General features: G+C 48.7%; 12 protein-coding genes, 1 pseudogene and 1 CRISPR repeat array. Of the genes and pseudogenes, 5 read left to right on the top strand and 8 right to left on the bottom strand.

Annotation, left to right across the window (positions count from 1 at the left end; all coding sequences use genetic code 11):
* Positions 1–4 precede the first annotated feature (4 nt).
* Entirely contained in the window at positions 5–619 is a 615-nt protein-coding gene (locus ACO6V5_RS12165; protein ID WP_422132816.1) for a hypothetical protein, read from the top strand.
* A gap of 45 nt (positions 620–664) precedes the next feature.
* Here ACO6V5_RS12165 and ACO6V5_RS12160 read toward each other — a convergent pair whose 3' ends face one another.
* From ACO6V5_RS12160 to metG, 8 genes and pseudogenes are all read right to left on the bottom strand, one after another.
* Entirely contained in the window at positions 665–2,248 is a 1,584-nt protein-coding gene (locus ACO6V5_RS12160; protein WP_422442256.1) for a C2H2-type zinc finger protein, read from the bottom strand.
* A 368-nt stretch (positions 2,249–2,616) separates the two neighbouring features.
* Positions 2,617–4,287: a C2H2-type zinc finger protein gene (locus ACO6V5_RS12155; RefSeq protein WP_422408829.1), complete on the bottom strand. Its 1,671-nt coding sequence runs from the start codon at positions 4,285–4,287 to the stop codon at positions 2,617–2,619.
* A gap of 297 nt (positions 4,288–4,584) precedes the next feature.
* On the bottom strand, positions 4,585–5,574 hold the full coding sequence (locus ACO6V5_RS12150) for a rhodanese-related sulfurtransferase (RefSeq protein WP_422132819.1): 990 nt from the start codon (positions 5,572–5,574) through the stop codon (positions 4,585–4,587).
* A gap of 189 nt (positions 5,575–5,763) precedes the next feature.
* Positions 5,764–6,165 (bottom strand): SMI1/KNR4 family protein, encoded by a 402-nt coding sequence (locus ACO6V5_RS12145; protein ID WP_422408832.1) that lies wholly within the window; start codon positions 6,163–6,165, stop codon positions 5,764–5,766.
* Positions 6,166–6,255: 90 nt separating this feature from the next.
* Complete coding sequence (locus tag ACO6V5_RS12140; protein ID WP_422408834.1) at positions 6,256–7,569, bottom strand: DEAD/DEAH box helicase; 1,314 nt, start codon at positions 7,567–7,569, stop codon at positions 6,256–6,258.
* A 105-nt stretch (positions 7,570–7,674) separates the two neighbouring features.
* Positions 7,675–8,196, bottom strand: a complete 522-nt coding sequence (locus ACO6V5_RS12135) for a hypothetical protein (protein WP_422132822.1) — start codon at positions 8,194–8,196, stop codon at positions 7,675–7,677.
* Positions 8,197–8,346: 150 nt separating this feature from the next.
* Complete coding sequence (locus tag ACO6V5_RS12130; RefSeq protein WP_422408836.1) at positions 8,347–9,678, bottom strand: DEAD/DEAH box helicase; 1,332 nt, start codon at positions 9,676–9,678, stop codon at positions 8,347–8,349.
* 84 nt (positions 9,679–9,762) lie between these two features.
* Positions 9,763–11,820: pseudogene (metG, locus tag ACO6V5_RS12125) on the bottom strand (methionine--tRNA ligase); the annotation flags it as partial.
* Between the two features lie 212 nt (positions 11,821–12,032).
* Between metG and cas9 the strand changes: the two are divergent.
* The 4 genes from cas9 to cas4 are packed head-to-tail and all read left to right on the top strand — an operon-like array spanning position 12,033 to position 18,124.
* Positions 12,033–16,274, top strand: coding sequence for a type II-B CRISPR-associated RNA-guided endonuclease Cas9/Csx12 (gene cas9, locus ACO6V5_RS12120; RefSeq protein WP_422408838.1), 4,242 nt, complete (start codon positions 12,033–12,035; stop codon positions 16,272–16,274).
* Positions 16,265–17,260: a CRISPR-associated endonuclease Cas1 gene (gene cas1 / locus ACO6V5_RS12115; protein ID WP_422408840.1), complete on the top strand. Its 996-nt coding sequence runs from the start codon at positions 16,265–16,267 to the stop codon at positions 17,258–17,260. Before cas9 ends, cas1 begins: the two co-directional genes overlap by 10 nt.
* 20 nt (positions 17,261–17,280) lie before the next feature.
* Positions 17,281–17,553, top strand: coding sequence for a CRISPR-associated endonuclease Cas2 (cas2, locus tag ACO6V5_RS12110; RefSeq protein ID WP_422408842.1), 273 nt, complete (start codon positions 17,281–17,283; stop codon positions 17,551–17,553).
* Positions 17,540–18,124 carry a CRISPR-associated protein Cas4 gene (gene cas4 / locus ACO6V5_RS12105; RefSeq protein WP_422408844.1) on the top strand — a complete coding sequence of 195 codons (585 nt, stop codon included), beginning with the start codon at positions 17,540–17,542 and terminating at the stop codon, positions 18,122–18,124. Before cas2 ends, cas4 begins: the two co-directional genes overlap by 14 nt.
* A gap of 205 nt (positions 18,125–18,329) precedes the next feature.
* Positions 18,330–20,526: a CRISPR direct-repeat array (repeat unit 37 nt; unit sequence GCAGAACAGCTTACTTCGAATCAATGGCTACTGAAAG).
* Positions 20,527–20,839 lie beyond the last annotated feature (313 nt).

The raw sequence follows: 20,839 nt of genomic DNA, 5'->3' as shown, positions 1-20,839 counted from the left end.
TTGTATGCGACACATCACTTCTCCGTTAGCGGGTTGTCTGCTGGCGGCTTCTGTTCTGGCAGGGCGGCATTATTTTCCCGATTATTTTCAGGCCATCGTCCGGTTTGAATCAGCACTGCTGTTCCTGAGTGGACTGATTGCCGGTATTCGATTGCCGGATATTGATCTGGCTTTACCAGGGCTGAGTCACCGTTCAGGAATTACTCATTCGTGCCTTCTGGCGGTATTGCCCTTGATGCTTGATCTGCCCTTCGTTGCAGGCGGTCTGGCAATGGGGATTGCGCTGCATTTGTCGTCCGATATCCAGCCAAAAACATGGACCGGTGGAGCATTGATCAGGTTTCCAATACTGGGCAGTATCGGGATGCTCTCGCCACTCTGGATTCTGTTCAATATTGTGGGTTGTTTTGTGGTGCTGTTCCACACCATGCCGCAGGAGCACGAGGTTGGCCATTGGGCCATTCTGGCTGTGATGCTGTTGGGAGGTGGCTGGTATTTCTTAAGTGAAGAGAAAAAGCGGCTTCTTCCGTTGATAACACTGGCCTTCTGTATGTTGTTGGTGCACCAATATAATAAGGGTCGGCTCAATGTTGAGATAGTGATTCGATATTTTGTCTGAAGACAGCCGACTTCGCCTCCCGGGTGAGCCAACGACAAGCACAAATCAATCGCTTGACTTTGAGTCGCCAAGCTTTCGTTTCCGGTGTTGACTTTTGTGTTCCGTCAGGGCTTTCGCGTTTGGCAGGGTCTTCTGGCACTCAGGGCAGGTTTGCACTCCGGTGTGATCTTTGCTTTTGTCAGCCCACAGGGCTTGAGAGCTTGGCAGGGTCTTCTGGCACTCAGGGCAGGTCTGCACTCCGGTGTGATAACGCCTTTTGTGATTCGACAGGGCTTTTGCATTTGGCAGGGCCTTCTGGCACTCAGGGCAGGTCTGCACTCCGGTGTGATAACGCCTTTTGTGATGCGACAGGGCTTGAGCATTTGGCAAGGTCTTCTGGCATTCAGGGCAGGTTTGCACTCCGCTGTGATCTTTCCTTTTGTGATCCGACAGGGCTTGAGCGTTTCGCAGGGTCTTCTGGCACTCAGGGCAGGTTCGCACACCGCTGTGATCTTTTCTTTTATGATCCGACAGGGCTTTCGCGTTTGGCAGGGTCTTCTGGCACTCAGGGCAGCTTTGCACTCCGGTGTGATCTTTCCTTTTGTGATCCGACAAGGCTCTCGTGTTTGGCAGGGTCTTCTGACACTGAGGGCAGGTTTGCACTCCGGTGTGATAGTGACTTTTGTGTTCCGAGAGGGATTGAGCGTTTGGCAGGGTCCTTTGGCAGTCAGGGCAGGTTTGCACTCCGCTGTGATCTTTTCTTTTGTGATCCGACAGGGCTTTCGAGTTTGGCAGCGTCTTCTGGCACTGGGGGCAGGTTTTCACTCCGCTGTGACTTTTTTTTCTGTGATCCCACAGGGCTTGATTGTTGCGCAAGGTCTTTAGACACTCAGAACAGGTTTTCTCTCCAGTATGATATTGCCTTTTGTGACTCGCAAGGGACTTTGCGTCTGACAGGGTTCTCTGACTCTCAGGACAGGTTCGAGCTCCGGTATCATCTTTCCTTTTGTGATTTGACAGGGGTTTCGTGTGGCCATCTGCTCCGACCAGGGTTGCATTGCAGGTTTTTTGTCTGGTTTTGTCGTCTTTTCGGGCTTGTACTGTGCTTCCCTGGGTAAGTGCAATGGAAATCCCGACTGCTTCGGGAGGGCCCGGGACAGTGAGCGAGTCATTAATGACAGCAAAACCATCAGTGGTGGTAGACAGGCCAGAAGCACCCTGGGGCTGAATGCCCGGATCGGCCAGTATTTCGAAAGGCACATTGTGTTGGGGGAGTAGGGTCTCCAGAGACTCAAAATGACCCATACAAATAAAACAGTCGCCATCGGCTAAATGGGAGTATGAGTCTTGTTCGTGTGTTGCTTCTGTCTTGCCTGTCCAACTCTCTTCAAAATTCAGCAGCCATTGCCCTGGCTCGATGCTGTCGGGTGATGGTCGCAGTTGACAAAGGCCATGGCAGGGAGAGGTATAACAGTTTAAATCCAAAGTATGCAGGTGCTGTTGAGGGCCTCCGTTACCGTCGTCATTATCAGTGTTCAGCGGGCTGGTAAAAGAGTCCCCGGAGTGGCTGGTGACTGATGAGGTTTGTTGGCCGGATGATGATGTTGATGGCCGGTATTGTGATGGGTCATGCCCAGAGTTAAATAGCACAGTAGTGATCGCAAATCCGACAACCACTTCGACAGGTATCCAAAAAAAATGGCTGCCTGGCCGGGCCGGTCGGTCTCGTTTTATAGAAAAGCACGGGTTTGGATTATCTGTATTGTGTGCAGGCTTGAAAATAAAATCTCTTTCCGACGGCTCGGCAAGAAAGAAGACAGACAATGACAGTAATAGCAGTGCTGTAAAGAGTAAGTATTTAATAATTCTATCCTTGCTCTGGTTTACAGATAGGAAGGATAGATCAAGAAGATAAGTGTGTTTTTAAAAAGGCCGTTGAGCATACCTTAACGCAGGGGCATGATGCAGACCGATGGGTCATTCTGGTTGTGTTTAGGTGATCCAATGACAAGCACAAATCAATCACTTGACTTTGAGTCATCAAGCTTTCGTTTCCGGTGTTGACTTTTGTGATACGTCAGAGCTTTCGCGTTTGGCAGGCTCTTCTGGCACTCAGGGCAGGTTTGTACTCCGGTGTGTACTTTGCTTTTGTGATTCGACAGGGCTTTTGCATTTGGCAGGGTCTTCTGGCACTCAGGGCAGGTTTGCACTCCAGTATGACATTTTTTGTGATACGACAAGGCTTGAGCATTTGGCAGGGTCTTCTGGCATTCAGGGCAGGTTTGCACTCCGCTGTGATCTTTTCTTTTATGATCCAACAGGGCTTGAGCGTTTCGCAGGGGCTTCTGGCACTCAGGGCAGATTCGCACTCGGCTGTGATCTTTTCTTTTATGGTACGATAGGGCTTTCGCGTTTGGCAAAGTCTTCTGGCACTCAGGGCAGGTTTGCACTCCGGTGTGATCTTTTTTTTTGTGAACCGACAGGGCTCTCGAGTTTGGCAGGGCCTTCTGACACAGAGGGCAGGTTTGCACTCCGGTGTGATAGTGACTTTTGTGATCCGCGAGGGATTGAGTGTTTGACAGGGTCCTCTGGCAGTCAGGGCAGGTTTGCACTCCGGTGTGATCTTTTCTTTTGTGAATCCACAGGGCTTTCGTGTTTGGCAGGGTCTTCTGGCACTGGGGGCAGGTTTTTACTCCGCTGTGATTTTTTTTTCTGTGATCCCACAGGGCTTGAGTGTTGCGCAAGGTCTTTAGACACTTAGAACAGGTTTTCTCTCCACTATGATATTGCCTTTTGTGACTCGAAAGGGCCTTCGCGTCTGACAGGGTCTTCTGGCACTCAGGACAGGTTTGAGCTTCGGTGTCATCTTTCCTTTTGTGATTTGACAGGGCTTTCGTGTGGCCATCCGCCCCGACCAGGGGTGCGTCGCAGGTTTTTTGTCTGGTTTTATCCTCTTTCCGGGCTTGTAACGTGCCTCTCTGGGTAAGAGCAATGGAAATCCCGACCGCTTCGGGAGGGCCCGGGACAGTGAACGAGTCATTAATGACAGCAAAACCATCAGCGGTGGCAGAAAGGCCAGAAGTACCCTGGGGCTGAATGCCCGGTTCGGCCAGTGTTTCGATAGGCGCATTGTATTGAGGGAGTTGGGCCTCTGGAAACTCAAGATGACCCATACAAATAAAACAGTCATCGGCTAAATGGGAGTATGAGTCTTGTTCGTGTGTTGCTTCTGTCTGGTCTGTCCAACTCTCTTCAAAATTCGGCAGCCATTGCCCTGGCTCGGTGCTGTCGGGTAATGGTCGCCGTTGACAAAGGCCATGGCAGGGAGAGGTATAACAGTTTAAATCGAAAGTATGCAGGTGTTGTTGAGGGTCTCCGTTACCGTCGTCATTATCAGTGTTCAGTGGGCTGGTAAAAGAGCCCCCGGAGTGGCTGGTGGCTGGTGAGGTTTGTTGGCCGGATGATGATGTTGATGGCCGGTATTGTGATGGGTCATGCCCAGAGTTAAATAGCACAGTAGTGATCGCAAATCCGACAACCACTTCGTCAGGTACCCAAAAAAAATGGCTGCCTGGCCGGACCGTTCGGTCTCGTTTTATAGAAAAGCACGGGTTTGGATTATCTGTATTCTGTGCAGGCCTGACAATAAAATCTCTTCCCGACGGCTCGGCCTGAAAGACGACAGACAATGACAGTAATAGCAGTGCTGTAAAGAGTAAGTATTTAATAATTCTATCCTTGCTCTGGTTTACCGATAGGAAGGATAGATCAAGAAGATAAGTGTGTTTTTAAAAGGGCCGTTGAGCATCCCTTGACGCAGGGGCATGATGCAGATCGATGGGCCATCCTGTTTGTGATGCTGTTGGGAGGTGGCTGGTATTTCTTGTGAGCATGGAGATTTGAGCCTTGGCTATGGCGACGATCGCCAACGCAGGATTAAGGCTCAAATCTTCAGCGCAATTGGGAGTTAGAAAGTTTGATTGGTATTACTGCTTTGTGGCTGCCAGAGCGCGTTGTTGTTCACGAAAAGCCTGTTTGGCTTTTCTTCGATTCAAAACGGTATTGCCGACCTCACCTCCGAGGTGAGCTTCTCCACGTCGTCTTGCCAGCTGAATCTGGTGTTCACGTTCACGGAAACGTTGCTTCTGATCCGGTGTGTGCCTGTCATAGCAGTGAGGGCAACTGACGCCCTGTTCAAAGTGTTCGCTGAGCTGGTCCTGAACGGTTATAGGAAGACGACAAGCGTTGCATTGATCGTACTGACCTTTTTCAAGCTGATGATTGACGGTGACACGATCATCAAAAACAAAGCATTCGCCTTCCCAGGTGGATTCTTCCTGGGGTATTTCTTCCAGGTATTTGAGAATCCCGCCTTTCAGGTGGTAGACCTCTTCAAAACCCTGTTCTTTCAGATAGGCCGTCGACTTTTCGCAGCGAATGCCACCAGTGCAGAACATGGCAATTTTCTTGTGTTGCCCGGGGTTGAGGTGATCCCTGACGTATTCAGGAAACTCCCTGAAGGTCTCGGTGTTGGGATTGATCGCATTTTTGAAGGTGCCTACCTGGACTTCATAATCGTTGCGGGTATCAACCACCAGAACCTCCGGATCATTGATCAAATCGTTCCATGACTTGGCATCGACATAGGTTCCGACAACATGGTTGGGATCAATACCTTCCACACCCATGGTGACGATCTCTTTCTTGAGTTTGACCTTGGTACGTTTGAAAGGCATCGCCTCGGTGTAGGATAACTTATACTCAATTTCAGCGAGACGGGGGTCGCTTTTCAGCCAGACCAGGAGCTGGTCTATGGCATTTCGGGTACCGGCAACGGTGCCATTAATACCTTCCCGGGCAAGCAGCAGAGTGCCATGAACGCCATGGCCCTCCATGACTTTCAGAAGTTCAGGCTTAATGGTTTCAAAGTTATCCAGAGTAACAAATTTATAGAGCGCACAAACGACGATTGACATATAGGGTCCTGTTGCTGGCCGGAGCGTAAATCCGGTGCAGTGTGTTACAGCCTCCTTCAGGCGAAAGACGACTAACTTTCTGGTCAGGAATCAGACCAGCCGGTAAGGATAGCAAAGAGAAAGCACCGGCTGCCAGTGCAGTTAATACTCACACACACTCTGTTGGTTGGTCTGGTTTTATTACATAAACTAGCTTTGCAGCCAGACATCTTTAGCCCAGTGCCAGACCGAAGGCCAGGTGGTTTCCGAGAGGTCGCCTGCTGTCCAAAGGCCTACTTCACCTTCCGCAGACACGCAATAAAAGTCGCCATTATGCTCACAGAGCGGCAGCAGATCTCTGGGCATTCCCTGGTCCCAGGCGATGGCCGCAACTTCAGGCAGGTAGGTGTGAGAGCAGGGGTCTTTAATGGTAACGGGTTCCATGGAGCCATAAACAAGGTCACTGACTTGCAGCAGAAACTCCCGGAAGTCGGAAGGAATCGGAAGCAGCAGCTGCTCTTCAGCTTCGATAATCTCATCTTCGTCAGGAAGCTCCAATGGTGTAGGTACCTCGACGGCACCTTCCCGGAGTTCATCAATGACATCTTCCATAGCGATAACCTGTGACTGGGGCTGTGGCGGTAGAAAAGCCCCTCATGGATAAGGGGCTGTCATGAGGCTCAATGGAGCCGGTTTTCCTGATTATCTGCGACCTTTGACCGGTCTGCCAGATTGGGAAGGTTTTTTTCGAGTGTTGCCGGAGCCGGATTTGAATGCTGGCCTGTTTTTATTACCAGCAGGCTTTTTTCCCGGATGAGCTGAAGTTGAGCGCGGCTTGCCAGACTTTTTGGAGGGCGCCTCGTCACTCAAAGTAACCTTAACACCGTCCTCAAAATAAGGCACTGGCTCAACGTTCAGGGGCTTGTTAATGAGCTTACGAATGGCTTCCAGCAGTTTTTTCTCTTCCGGGTTCATCAGGGAGATCGCTCGCCCCGGGCTGCCAGCACGACCGGTTCGACCAATACGGTGCACATAATCCTGCGGCACTTTAGGCAGGTCGTAGTTTACCACCAGTGGCAACTGATCCATATCCAGCCCTCTGGAAGCAACATCAGTGGCTACCAGAACCCGGTAAGCACCCGCCTGAAACTCAACCAGCGTTCTGCTGCGAACAGGCTGGCTCTTGTCACTGTGCAGTGCCGTGGCGCTGATACCTTCGTCAGCGAGCAGGTCTGCAACTTTTTCGGCGGCTTTTTTGGTGCGCACGAAAACCAGAACCTGCTCCCACTTGCCACCTTCAATGATATAGCTGAGGATTTCCGGTTTATCCTGCTGATCCACAGGATAGACCGACTGTTTGACTGTGCTGGCAGCAGAGTTTGGATTCTCTATTTCAATTTTGACCGGATGACGCTGGAACTCATGGGCCAACACCTTGATCTGCTTGGAGAAGGTTGCAGAGAAAAGCAGATTCTGACGTTTGGCGGGCAGAACCTCAAGAATCTGATCCAGCTCATTTTTAAAGCCGAGGTCCAACATTCTGTCGGCTTCATCCAGAACCAGGATTTTCAGGTGGTCCAGGGTCACATGTTGTTTTCGGATCAGGTCCAGCAGTCGCCCCGGTGTTGCCGTCAGCACATCCACTCCAGCCTGAAGCGCTGCCACCTGGGGCTCTATATCAACACCGCCGTATGCGACTGCTGAGCGAAGAGAGAGGTTTGAACCATAGCGAACGACGCTTTCGCCAACCTGAATAGCCAGCTCGCGGGTAGGTACCAGGATCAGGGCGCGAACAGGATGGTTCTTGAGCGTCCGCATTTCTGACAGACGGTGCAGCAGCGGCAAGGTGAAGCCAGCTGTTTTGCCCGTTCCGGTCTGGGCGGATGCCATGACATCGCGGCCGGTCAGAACCATAGGAATAGCTTTGGCCTGAATCGGGGAGGCTTTTTTATAACCCTGTTCGGTGACTGCCTGAAGGAGAGGTTTACACAAACCAAGGGATGAAAAATCAGTCATTTTGATCTGCAGACCTCTAAGACATGAAATGGGCAGAGGATTGTACAGCAGTCTTTGGCGTTGTGCATTGGGGTTTACCCGCTCTCACTGGAGCGGGAGTGCAACTCAGATCTGCTTGCGCAGGCGCAAGGGCAGTCTGCGAAAATCTATCTCGTACTTACCTTCGGATCCAATCATTGATCCGGCACTGTCATAGAGCCATTGAGCCACGCCATAAAGACCTTCTTCATAAGTATTGATAGCCCCTGTGATGGTGATTTCTCCCAGGCTCTGATTAATGTTCATCACCTTGAGAAAACCCTCGATCTCAGGGCCTTTCAGCTTGAAAGTTGCGCCAGAGCTGCAACCACTCAACGTGAAATACTCATTTTTGATCAGGTTATGATGGAGTGTGCCTGAAGAGTCCATATCCAGCTCATACAGCTTGATATAGCCGAAGCTGTTATTGTCGGAGCCGATTTTCAGTTCCACTTGAAACTGTTCCACCTTGTCGGTCGAGCGATCAAGCGTAACTTTAGACATTCCCGAGTAGTTCCCTGAGGGCAGGTTACATAAGTTTCCGGCATTGACGAAGCTGGCCAGGCAAACAAGCACGCTGAATAGCTTAATTTTTATTAGATTTTTCATTCCCTTCCTCCAATTTTTTAATGGCTTATATTGTTATTGGACAAGGAATGTGCAGTTAAGTTCTCAGTAGGAAGGGATTTGTTGAGGTTAAAGCGGTTTTTTCTAGACTAAAGTCTGAGAAAACCCGCTCTCATAACGGTTCAGGAAGGATTAGTTTTTCTTGCGTTTTAAAGGCTCAAAACCGGCATCAACCGATTCAGTGGTGTCCTGGCTGGCGGGTTTACGGCGCTTACCCAGGTTCTTTTTGTTGCGCTGCCGTGTTTTTCCAGCATTAGTCTTGTCGGAGACCTTCTTTTTCTTGCTGCCGGCGGCTTTTCCCGAAGCCTTCAGCTTTTTAGGGCCTTTCCAGCTGCCTCTCAGCTCCTTGATTGAGCGTTTTTCAAAGCGTGTTTTCAGATAACGCTCTATGCCTGACATCAGGTTCCATTCGTTGGGGCCAATCAGGGAGATGGCCAGACCTTTTTCACCGGCTCGTCCAGTGCGGCCGACGCGGTGAACATAGTCATCGCCATTGCGAGCCATATCGAAATTAATGACCAGCTCAATCCCTTTGATATCCAGACCTCTGGCTGCGACATCGGTAGCCACCAGAATATTGATCTGGCCTGAAGCCAGCATGGCCATAATCTTTTTTCGTTCCTGGTGATCCATCTCACCATGCAGAACACCGGCTTTCAGGTCACTGTAGCGAAGGAAACCGCACAGCTGGTCAGCCAGGTTACGGGTATTGGTGAAAACAATGGCTTTCTCGAAAGGCTCGTTTTCCAACAGCCAGCGAGTCAGCTTTTCCTTATGCTTTTGATCATCGCTCAGTACGACCTGCTGATGGATGTTCTCATGCTTTTCTCTGGCCGTATTTAAGGTCAGGGTTTCAGGTTCTCGCAAAACCAAGTCAATCAGTACACCCATCCCTTTTTGTTGCAGGGTGGCAGAGAACAGCATGGTTTGTCGATCCTGACGACATTCAGAGGCAATTTTCAGGATGTCTGGACTGAAACCAAAATCCAGCATGCGGTCAGCCTCATCCAGAATCAGGTATTCCAGATCATTAAAGTCGGTATTGTTGTTCTCCATGTGCTCAAGCAGACGGCCCGGCGTGGCGATCAGAATTTCCGGATTCTTTCTCAATGTATTGACCTGGTGACGAAACGGGTCGCCACCGGTAATCAGTCCGGCTTTGATCTGGGTAAAACGGGCCAGGGCTTCCGTCTCTTTCAGAATCTGTCGGGCCAGCTCCCGGGTGGGCACCAGAATCAGCATTCGGGTGCTGGAGCGGGGGGCTGGAGTGTTCTCGAAATGATTCAGGGCAGGCAGCAGGAATGCCGCCGTCTTGCCACTGCCGGTTTCGGAGCTGACCAGCAGATCTTTGCCATCCAGCACTCTGGGAATCACTGCCACCTGGACGGGGGTGGCCTCGCTGAAATTTCTTTCAGTCAGGGCTTTTTGCAGCCGTTCGTGCAGAGCCAGGTCAGAAAAAAGCAAGCGATACTCCTTATGAGAATTCCCACCGAATCAGCTCGGTGGGGAGGGGGAGGGTTTTAACAGGGTATGATTGAGTATTGTGGATTACATGACACGCATTCCGGGTTGAGCACCTTCATGGGGCTCAAGAATCCAGAGATCTTTACCGCCGGGGCCGGCGGCCAGAACCATCCCTTCACTCACGCCAAACTTCATTTTACGAGGTGCCAGGTTGGCGACCATAACCGTATACTTGCCGGTCAGGGCTTCCGGGGCATAGGCAGACTTTATGCCGGCGAATACGTTGCGAGGCTCTGCTTCGCCAATATCCAGAGTTAATCGCAGTAGTTTACCAGCGCCTTCTACCAGCTCGGCATTGACAATTTTGGCAATACGCAGATCCACCCTGGCAAAGTCATCGAAAGTAATCTGCTCAGCCACAGGCTCTTTTTCCAGCCATTCGTTGCAGGCAGAGGTTTCAGCAGGTTTTTGCTCAGACATTTTGGCAAGTACCTCTTTGCTGGCTTCAATCATGGCTTCGACTTTATTCAACTCGACACGGGTCATCAGAGGCTTGAACTTGTTCACCCCGTGATCCAGAAGCAGGGTCTGGCTGTCGGTCCAGCGCAGAGGCTCTATGTTCAGGAAGGCTTCTGCCCTGGTCGCCATAGCAGGCAGAACCGGCTTCAGGTAGATCATCAGCAAACGGAACAGGTTAATACCGGCTGAACAGATGTCGTGCAGTTCCTGATCCTTGCCTTCTTCTTTAGCAAAAACCCAGGGCTTCACTTCGTCAATCCAGGCATTGGCTTTGTCAGCCAGAGCCATGATTTCACGCATGGCTTTGCCGAATTCACGGCCTTCATAGAGTTCTGCGATGCGCTCTCCGGTCTTCTGGAAGTCGGCTGTCAGCTCCGGGATCATGTTGTTGGTAGACAATTTTCCAGTAAAACGCTTCTTGATAAAGCCGGCGTTACGACTGGCAATGTTAACCACTTTGCCGACCAGGTCAGAGTTTACCCGCTGAACCAGGTCTTCTGTGTTCAGGTCCAGGTCATCGATGCGACTGGACAGTTTGGCGGCGTAATAATAACGCAGATACTCCGGGTCCAGGTGCTCCAGATAAGTCCGGGCGGTAATAAAGGTGCCACGGGACTTGGACATTTTTTCGCCGTTCACTGTCAGGTAACCATGAACATTGACGGAGGTCGGTGTGCGATAACCCGTACCTTCCAGCATGGCAGGCCAGAACAGGCAATGGAAGTTGACAATGTCCTTGCCGATGAAGTGATGCACTTCACAGTCACTGTCTTTTTTCCAGTAATCGTCAAAGTTCAGGTCGTCTCTTTTCTGGCACAGGTTCTCGAAAGACGCCATATAGCCGATGGGAGCGTCCAGCCAGACGTAGAAGTATTTACCGGGCTCACCGGGAATTTCGAAGCCGAAGTAAGGCGCGTCGCGGGAAATATCCCAGTCCTGCAGGCCCGCATCCAGCCACTCAGCCAACTTGTTGGCAATCTCGTCGGAAATGGTGCCGGAACGGGTCCACTCTTTCAGGAAGCCATCAAAATCTGAAAGTCTGAAGAAAAAGTGCTCACTCTCTTTTTCTACCGGAACCGCACCGGAAATAGCCGACCTGGGATTTTTCAGGTCGGTGGGAGAATAGGTGGCGCCACATTTTTCACAGTTATCACCGTACTGGTCGTCTGCCCCGCACTTTGGACATTCCCCCTTGATATAACGATCCGCCAGAAACATCTGCTTCTCAGGGTCATACGCCTGTGTGATGTTGCGGCTGGCGATATGGCCATTTTCCTTCAGCTTCAGGTAAATGGCTTCAGACAGTTTGCGATTTTCTTCAGAGTGGGTGGAGTGGTAATTATCAAACTCCACCAGGAAATCACCAAAGTCACGAATGCGCTCTTTGTTGATCAGGGCGACAGACTCTTCTGGCGAAATGCCCTGCTTTTCAGCATGCAGGCTGATGGCGGTGCCATGGGCATCGTCGGCGCAGACGTAAGTGCATTGGTTGCCGAACAGCTTCTGAAAACGAACCCAGATATCGGTTTGAATGTATTCCACCAGGTGTCCCATATGCAGAGGACCATTGGCATAGGGCAGGGCACTGGTGACAAGTATTTTACGTTGGCTCATTCGAGTACTGTGTTGCTGGAAAGTTGAAAGAGGGTAAAGGTGGGCAGTATACGATAATTTCTGTCGCTTAGGCTAAGACTTGGGTGAACTTTCCTTTACCTATGTCCTGACCTACTGGCTTTATTATGATTACCTGAGTTTTTGGGAAATAGATTATTATTTTGACCGGTAGGGCAGATCATTTTCTGTCTAAATGCCTGGCCACGGGAGCCTGAATAGTAATGACAACAATAATTTCACCCATTGCCATTGATTTGGGTGCCAAATATACCGGCGTACATACCATGCATTACCATCAGGGCGAAGATCCTCGTAACTCTCCTCTGAACAGTGGTTATGTGCTCTTGCTTGATGATGACAACTTCCAGCTTTCCCAACAGGGTAGAACTCAGGTAAGGCATCAGGGGCGGAACTACGACCGACGCAAACTGGCCAAGCGATTACTGCTGACTATTCTCAAGGACATCTATGCAGTCAATCCATACACATGGTCAGAAAAAGACAGAGAGTTTTTATTTGGACTACTGAACCGTCGTGGTTTCAATCGATTTGATGATGAATCACTGTCCAAACCTCCTGCCTGCTCCCCCTCCGCTTTTGAGCATATTATTCCTGAGTTAGCGGGATACGATGATATTGAAGAATGGTTACAACGGACTGCAGAAGATTCATCTGCCATCCACGAGGCTATAGAGCGACTGGGTAAGACCAGAGACTTCTCTAAAGGGCTTCCGGCTGAATGGCGAGATGATAAAAAAATGATTGAAAGCGCACACAAATACATGTGCGAGTTTCTGAAAACCCGGATTAATGCCCATGAAGAGGGGCACCTGCACCGTCGAGATTACCTGCAAAATATTGCCAACGATATTTGTCTTGAAAAAGACGGAAAATTGAAAAAAATATTTAGTCAAACATCACTTTCTGTGGATGAATTTTCTAAGCTGATTGGCCACATCAGTAATTTAAAACTGAGTACATTGCGTCGTTACTTTAATGACTCTTCTTTCAGCAAAAGCAAAAAAGGTGATTACTGGGATGAAGAAAGATTTAGCAAGCAATTCTGGCGCTCGATAAAAAACTGGCACTGTGATCAGCAAACCAAAGCTAACTGGCAAAAACTGCTGAAGCTCCGAAAAACTCAGCAGTCAGTCATTAACTTAATGCTAACCATTGATCCACTGCTGACTATCCCGCCCTACGAAGATCAAAACAACCGTCGACCACCAAAAGACAAGACGCTTTATTTTTCTGCGAGTGCGCTAGATCGAGCTTATCCTCGCTGGCGTATAATTGTGGAGCGTATCCTTCGACATCAACCTGAGCTTGATGAACCCCATGCGGAGACTGTTGCCCGTCTTGATGCCGCTCTTGATAAAGACGGTATTTTGCTTATGCGGATTCTGGATCGAAGCAGAGATTGGGATCCTTATCAGATCAGAGCCCTCAGCACCGGTAAACCAGAAAAAGGTAATAAACTCAAAGCTGCCATGGACGAACTTCTGCTTCACCTGTCGCAGCACGCTGAGCCATTTCTCAGTAAGATTGCTCGCCCTTACTATCAGCAAATTGCTGATGCCCGAAAAGGGCTCTGGTCGCCAGAAGATGACAATAATTTGCTACTGAGTCTCAATCGTACACCTCAACGAAAAGCCAACCAGCTCCCTAAACTCTTGGGGCGAATCATTGGCAGCGACTTAGGTGACAAGGCAGAGCAAAAAATTGATAACCTCAAATCCGCTTGGGGTATAGGAGGTGGAAAGTTTAACGGTCGGTCTATCAAGGGCTGGTGCAAACTTGCATCCGAATTACAAAAAGACCACGGCAACAGGCTCAAAACCCATTTACTGCAATTTCAATCATTGCGAGACAGGATTGAGAGCGGACTGACGGAAACAAAACTGCCCAAGCATGGAAAAGACCTGTTAAAACTGGCAGATACGGCAGGTACCGTAGCTGATTTCATTACGGATAAATTGAACCTCTCTCCGGAAAATGCACGACGTTTTAGTAATATTTTCCAGCTGGCACAGATTTATAACCTGCTGGAGAGCGATCCTTCCGGTTTCAGCCATTCATCACAACCAACGGCTGAAGAAAATCTCTGGCGGATGAAAACCGTTAATCAGGACGGCAAAGACTGTGCCAGAGCCTGCCTACTCAGCAGTGACAGTATTCGCCCCTTTGATGGCATGTTGGGTCGTATTCTGGAAAAGCAGGCCTATGCCATCGCTAATGAGAAAAACCGACAAATTGCTGAAAGCTCCCCAGACAATTGTTCTCTGGTTGTCCCTATTCTTTTAGAAGAAAATCGTTTCCAGTTTGCGGAAGATCTCTACACAATCAAACGCAATAAAAAAAAGAAGAAAGATGCTCAAAAAGGAGGTGAGTCGGAGCTGGCGCGCTTCAGGGATAAAGAACAGCGGATTCGTGAAGCCTCACAGGGTATCTGTGCCTACACCGGTCACTCTCTTGGCCGGTATGGGGAGTACGATCATATTATCCCCCGTTCATATACTCAAAAGCGCATGGGAACGGTGTTCAACAGCGAAGCCAACTTGCTATTTGTCAGTAGTACCGGTAACCAGAAAAAAGGCGACACAACCTATACACTGTCTGAGCTGTCATCCAACTATTTGGAAAATATCTTTGGTACCTCAGATATTAAGGCAATTGAAGCGACAATCCGGAAGAAAGCGCAACCTTTTATCGACAGAAAAGAACTTATCAGCTTTCACACCCTGACGGCAGAGGAGCAACAAGCCATTCGACATGGGTTGTTTATTCCCGGCTTTAGAGATGAACTATTGCAACTGCTGGCCGGACAACGAAAGGCCAGAGTCAACGGTACCCAGGCGTGGCTTGCCAAGCGAATCATGCACTACATTCGCAAAGTTCAGGGTAACCGTGTGCGTTTTGAGCTGGTAAAAGTACCGGTGGAATCAGTACAGCTCTGTCGAGGTATTTTGGCATCGCAACACCCTGAGCTGGCCAAAGCATCACCGCAGCCTATCGCCAGTCATGCGATTGATGCAGCACTGGTCAGTGGTAGCCTTCTTATGGAGTCTTCTGTTGCCAGGGCGCTGAAAATAGCCCCGGTAAGCAGCGAGAAACAGGCAGAATGGTTGAACAGTTTGCTTCCAGAGAGCATTGATATTCGGGTGTTGCGCAAAAAACCGCTGTACCGGAAAGATGATCTTGCCAGCTCACGGTTGTTCAAAGCTGGTCTGTATGCAGAGCGATTCATCCCCCTGCTGGTTTTTTCAGACCGGCTTCGCCTCGGCTTTACCCCGGAAAATAGCGTCAAAGTACTTAAGGGGGCAGAACAACTCTATGCCCTGCTCCATCCCTGTTTACGCAGTCACAATACTGAATTGCCACTTAATCTGGACGAACTGCAAGCCCAACTCAGTGATAATGATATGGTTACTGCTTACATTGACCGACCCACTGCCTTTGCTTTTTTACACAAAAACGGCCAGCAGGCAGAATTTGAGCTGCACTGTACAGCATTGGAAAAAATGATGTATGTGACGCAGAAGAAAAAACTGGAGGTTCATCTCTATGACAGTAAAAACAAATGCTTCAGAAAAAGGGACGACGTACTGGCTGGAAAATTCTTTCAAATAAATGCAGAGCTGCCCGCGACCATAGCCAAGGTAGAAAAACATAAGCTCACACTTCCCTGCTACAAAGAGTGGGAAAAAGTGTGTAACGATCAGGATATCGCCGACAATTTAGGAAAAAAACGAGAGTTGACATCAAATTATTGGCGCAATATGGGGCAGCGCCTTTTCCCTGAGACACAACAAGAAACGGCACACCAGCACAAAAAAGTAAGGAAGATTTATTCTCTGCCAATCAAGGCTGCTGGTGGCAGCTATCGGGTAAGAAGAACATCATTGGATGGTCGCACTGTCTGGCAGCAACTTGCTGTAGATAGTTTTGGAGCAGCTGGTTTTGCTAAAAATCAGGGTAAGACCCAATGGGATCAAGTTGTTGAACTACCACATTTCAGTAACAGTCAAGATCTCACCAGTTTAGACCGATCATTAAACAAGAGAGCTGACGATATTACCTTTTTTGATGATTGGAGAGAATTGATAGTGCCTAAAGACCTACCATTGCCAGATGGAATAATGAGCGTTTCCTGTGCCCCCGGCAGTAAAGACCGTATCCGTACAAGAGTAACCCTAACGGAATCCAGTCTTCTGAATTGGTACAACAAGGAAAACAATGCTGATCTCAAATACAGCTGGGAGTTGCAACCCTCTCTACCCCACAAGCAGCTGATCAACTGGGATATATTTAAACACGATTTAATCCCGCTCCCACGCAAAGACAAAGGCAATGCTCAAATACTCCGCTTGGGTAAAACTATTGTCTTTGAGTACATCGCTAATGACAACATGAAGCCTGTCCTCCAGATTGCTTATGAGCAGGGAGTGCCAGAATGCATATAACGGTATCCGACTATGGGCAGGCGTTGGGCATCACCGGTGCCCGCCTTACGGTCAGTGAGAAAGGCCGGTGCATACAGGAATATCCGCTGAGTCGAGTAAAGACTATCACTGTGGCAAAATCCGGCGTCAGTCTGTCCAGCAATATGATTACCGCATGTGCCCTCCGTGGGATCAAGTTGTTTGTCATGGACTGGCGACCAAGAGGTATTGTGTGCCTTCAGGGATCCCAGCAACATGCGGTGGTTCGGGTGCGGCAAAAACAGTTTGAATATCTGGCACAGTCGGCAAATCAGCTTCATATGGGTCAGCAGTTTATTGTCGGTAAAATTCGAAACCAGCGGGCAGTATTGAAGTATTTTGGTAAATACAGTGCCAGGCGTCCTGATCACAAACAAAGACTGGAGGATGCGTGTCAGGAGCTGGCCATCAGCAGCGATAATGTAAAAAAAATGCACTTACCCAAGGCTGGCGAATGGCGTAGCACTCTGCTTGGGCATGAAGGATTTGCAGCTAGAAGCTACTGGCAAACATTAAGGGACTGCGCTCTTTTACCGGCATCATTTCCTGGTAGAACTGGTCGTAATGCACAAGATGTTGGCAATAGTATGCTCAATTACGGCTACGCCATTCTGTCTTCCTATATCTGGCATTGCGTGATCAATGCAGGTCTTGAGTCTTTTGCTGGTGTCCTGCACACAGAGCGTGCTGGAAAGCCCTGCCTGATACTCGACCTTATGGAAGAGTACCGTCCCTGGGTTGTGGATCGCAATGTCATCAAACTCAGAGAACAATGCAGTGATAAAAAAGGACTGGATGCAGCAATAAAGCGGAAATTAGCCGCCTCTATCCACGAAACTTTTCGAAAAAAACATCTTTATAAAAAACGGAAAGTCTCACTGGAGTCCATTCTTCAGCGTCAGGTCTACCTGCTTGCCGGGGAGTTTGCTGGAGAAAGAGCCTATAAACCTTTCCTTTTCAAATGGTAGCTATGTCAATAAGAACACAAATGCTAGCAGCGTACGATGTATCAGATAATAAGGCGCGCAAAGAACTCACCGACCGACTAAAAGATCTTGGTCTGGTACCGATTCAAAAATCGGTGATGTGGGGCTATCTCAGCAAGGCAGAGCAAAGTGCTGCTATGAGAGTCCTCGAGGAGCTTATAGAAGAAAGCGACAGAGCTTTTTTGATTCGAGCCAACCTGACTGATCAACTCACTCACTTTGTTGGCACAGTACCAGCAGATATTCACGAGCCACTGAACTATGACATACTCTAGCTTACCCATAAGACACTTACGACAATATCAGTTTTGCCCCCGTATTCCATGGTTTCAGGAAGTGGCAGCTCTGGAGCCGCTGCGACCGATGTGGGTGGCTCAGGGTCAGCAATTTCACAACCGTCAAGACTTTTTGTCTCGCCGCAGAAAGCTTAGCCGTTACGGTATCGAAAACGCTGAGCAGCTATTTGATCAGGCTGTACAATCCTTCGAGCCAGCTATGCATGGTCGCATTGATCTGGTTCTTCTAAACGATGAAACAGTACATATCGTAGAATTCAAACTGGGTGAAGGAAAGCCAACCAAAGGGCAGGTTTTACAAGCAGCAGCTTATGGTATGGCGGCAGAGAATAGTTACGGGCGAAAATGCCCAGCTTTTTTTGTATCCACAGGAAGAAAAGCGAAAGCACACTACTACGAGCTGACGTTATCGCTAAGAAATGAAGTTAAAATGAAGGTTGATGAAATAAACACGAGCCTCAGTAGAGTAAGCCTACCCCACAGTCCCGCAAAGGCTGACGTTCAGTGCACTTCGTGCGAATACCTGCACTATTGCAACGATCGAGATTAATGGTATTAAACACCAGCATGGGCAATCCAGAGAGCTGGTTCGCATATCGCGATTTTCTATGATTTCAGAGCATATGATTCGAGCTAGTTTCAGCTTACTCGTTTTTTCGAAAAAAGACAGCCTTTTTATGCAGGCTGGGTACTTTCGAAAAAAATATTCGTTCTGCCTCGATTATACCAATAAAAATCAATTGGTTATGTGAGGAGCAGAACAGCTTACTTCGAATCAATGGCTACTGAAAGCTTAACAGCAATAACGGTTGTAATTTGTCGATAAAGCAGAACAGCTTACTTCGAATCAATGGCTACTGAAAGATCCAAGAGAAACTGCAAGGATACCCGCACCAGCAGCAGAACAGCTTACTTCGAATCAATGGCTACTGAAAGGGGTTTTATGACATTAATCCCCGCCCCTATGTAGGCAGAACAGCTTACTTCGAATCAATGGCTACTGAAAGAGTCCGTACAACACAACTAAGCCCAAATAAAAAACCGCAGAACAGCTTACTTCGAATCAATGGCTACTGAAAGGGCATGTCCCGGATGTCATTTTCCACGTCCGGGTGCAGAACAGCTTACTTCGAATCAATGGCTACTGAAAGAATGGAGACCATGTTCTACCATATCTTCTTGGTGAGCAGAACAGCTTACTTCGAATCAATGGCTACTGAAAGATCATCAACTCTTCGGCTGACTGGCTCCACATATCCGCAGAACAGCTTACTTCGAATCAATGGCTACTGAAAGTTCATCCAGTTCGTTTATCTGGCACTTGTGATTCGCAGAACAGCTTACTTCGAATCAATGGCTACTGAAAGTTGTCACCCAGCCCTGTTGAGGGTCATCAAATATCTGAGCAGAACAGCTTACTTCGAATCAATGGCTACTGAAAGAGCGCGTTGATGGCGTCCACCACGCTTTGCACCGGCAGAACAGCTTACTTCGAATCAATGGCTACTGAAAGGTTAGCAAAGGACGATCTCGAATTTCTGGCGTTGCGCAGAACAGCTTACTTCGAATCAATGGCTACTGAAAGATAGATATATGCCCTGTTAATTTCCAGACGCTTGAGCAGAACAGCTTACTTCGAATCAATGGCTACTGAAAGCATATTCCGGGGATTCAAACTGAATAAAACGGTTGTGCAGAACAGCTTACTTCGAATCAATGGCTACTGAAAGTATTCCTGCAAACGCTACGAACGAAGGCAGCAGAACGCAGAACAGCTTACTTCGAATCAATGGCTACTGAAAGCTACCCTCCGGAGCCATGCCGTCAGTCGCTTTGGCAGAACAGCTTACTTCGAATCAATGGCTACTGAAAGTCAGTCAGAAGTCCCTGTTTCATCCTGTACGGCGTGCAGAACAGCTTACTTCGAATCAATGGCTACTGAAAGAAGACTTTGCCCTGGTCTCTGTAGTGAATGTGTTCTCGCAGAACAGCTTACTTCGAATCAATGGCTACTGAAAGATTCCGGATCGCCACTACGAGCACACACAAAGATTGCAGAACAGCTTACTTCGAATCAATGGCTACTGAAAGGGCGGCAGGAAGGTTTTCTGCTGGCGCTACCGGGGCAGAACAGCTTACTTCGAATCAATGGCTACTGAAAGAGGGAAGACGGTGGCCTTTCCTGGAAGTGGTCAAGCGCAGAACAGCTTACTTCGAATCAATGGCTACTGAAAGTTGATCCTTTCACCGGACATATCAAGCACTTCAGCAGCAGAACAGCTTACTTCGAATCAATGGCTACTGAAAGAAGGTGAATTTTCATCACCGAGCTGCTGGCCTTTCGCAGAACAGCTTACTTCGAATCAATGGCTACTGAAAGTAATCAGCTTTGAGCGACTGTACGCAGTAGCTTCGCAGAACAGCTTACTTCGAATCAATGGCTACTGAAAGGACACCCAGCGAATTGTATCCATGCCCCATTTCTGGCAGAACAGCTTACTTCGAATCAATGGCTACTGAAAGAACGTCGCTTACGGAGATGACGAAAAAGATTAACGCAGAACAGCTTACTTCGAATCAATGGCTACTGAAAGTTTAGCTTTCGCCTTGGCCGGCGGTTTGGTTTTGTTGCAGAACAGCTTACTTCGAATCAATGGCTACTGAAAGTGGGGTTATCACATCAATCAGTTCAATATGGGCAGCAGAACAGCTTACTTCGAATCAATGGCTACTGAAAGCAACTCGCAACCTTGGCAAAAGAATTCGTCCGTCTGCAGAACAGCTTACTTCGAATCAATGGCTACTGAAAGATTGCCCAGTGTGAACTGACGACGCACGGCATACGCAGAACAGCTTACTTCGAATCAATGGCTACTGAAAGCACAGACTGAGGAACAGCTCTCAAGACCTTTTCAGCAGAACAGCTTACTTCGAATCAATGGCTGCTGAAAGGCCAGAGTGTGCTTCGTCGAGAGGCATGGCGGGCGTGTTAGGGTAAAACTAGGTGTTAGTGGGTGATATGTCAATAGGTGCCTGTTTTTATCTCCAATTCGAGTAGCATACGATGCAACCGACAATAGTGCTTGCAAGGAGTTAACCGAACGACCAAAAAATCTTGATCGGGTACCGATTTAAAAATCGGTGATGTGTGGGGCTACCTCAGCGAAGCAGAACAAAGTGCTGCTATGAGAGGCCTTGAAGAGGGTTATTTTGGCAACACAGCTTACTTTAAATCAATAGCCACTGAAATTTATCTCGTGTTCAG

The sequence above is a fragment of the Endozoicomonas sp. ALD068 genome, from assembly GCF_049310145.1.
Lineage (GTDB): Bacteria > Pseudomonadota > Gammaproteobacteria > Pseudomonadales > Endozoicomonadaceae > Endozoicomonas_A.
Note: the sequence above shows the minus strand (reverse complement) of the source record. Positions and strands in the feature narration are given on the sequence as shown.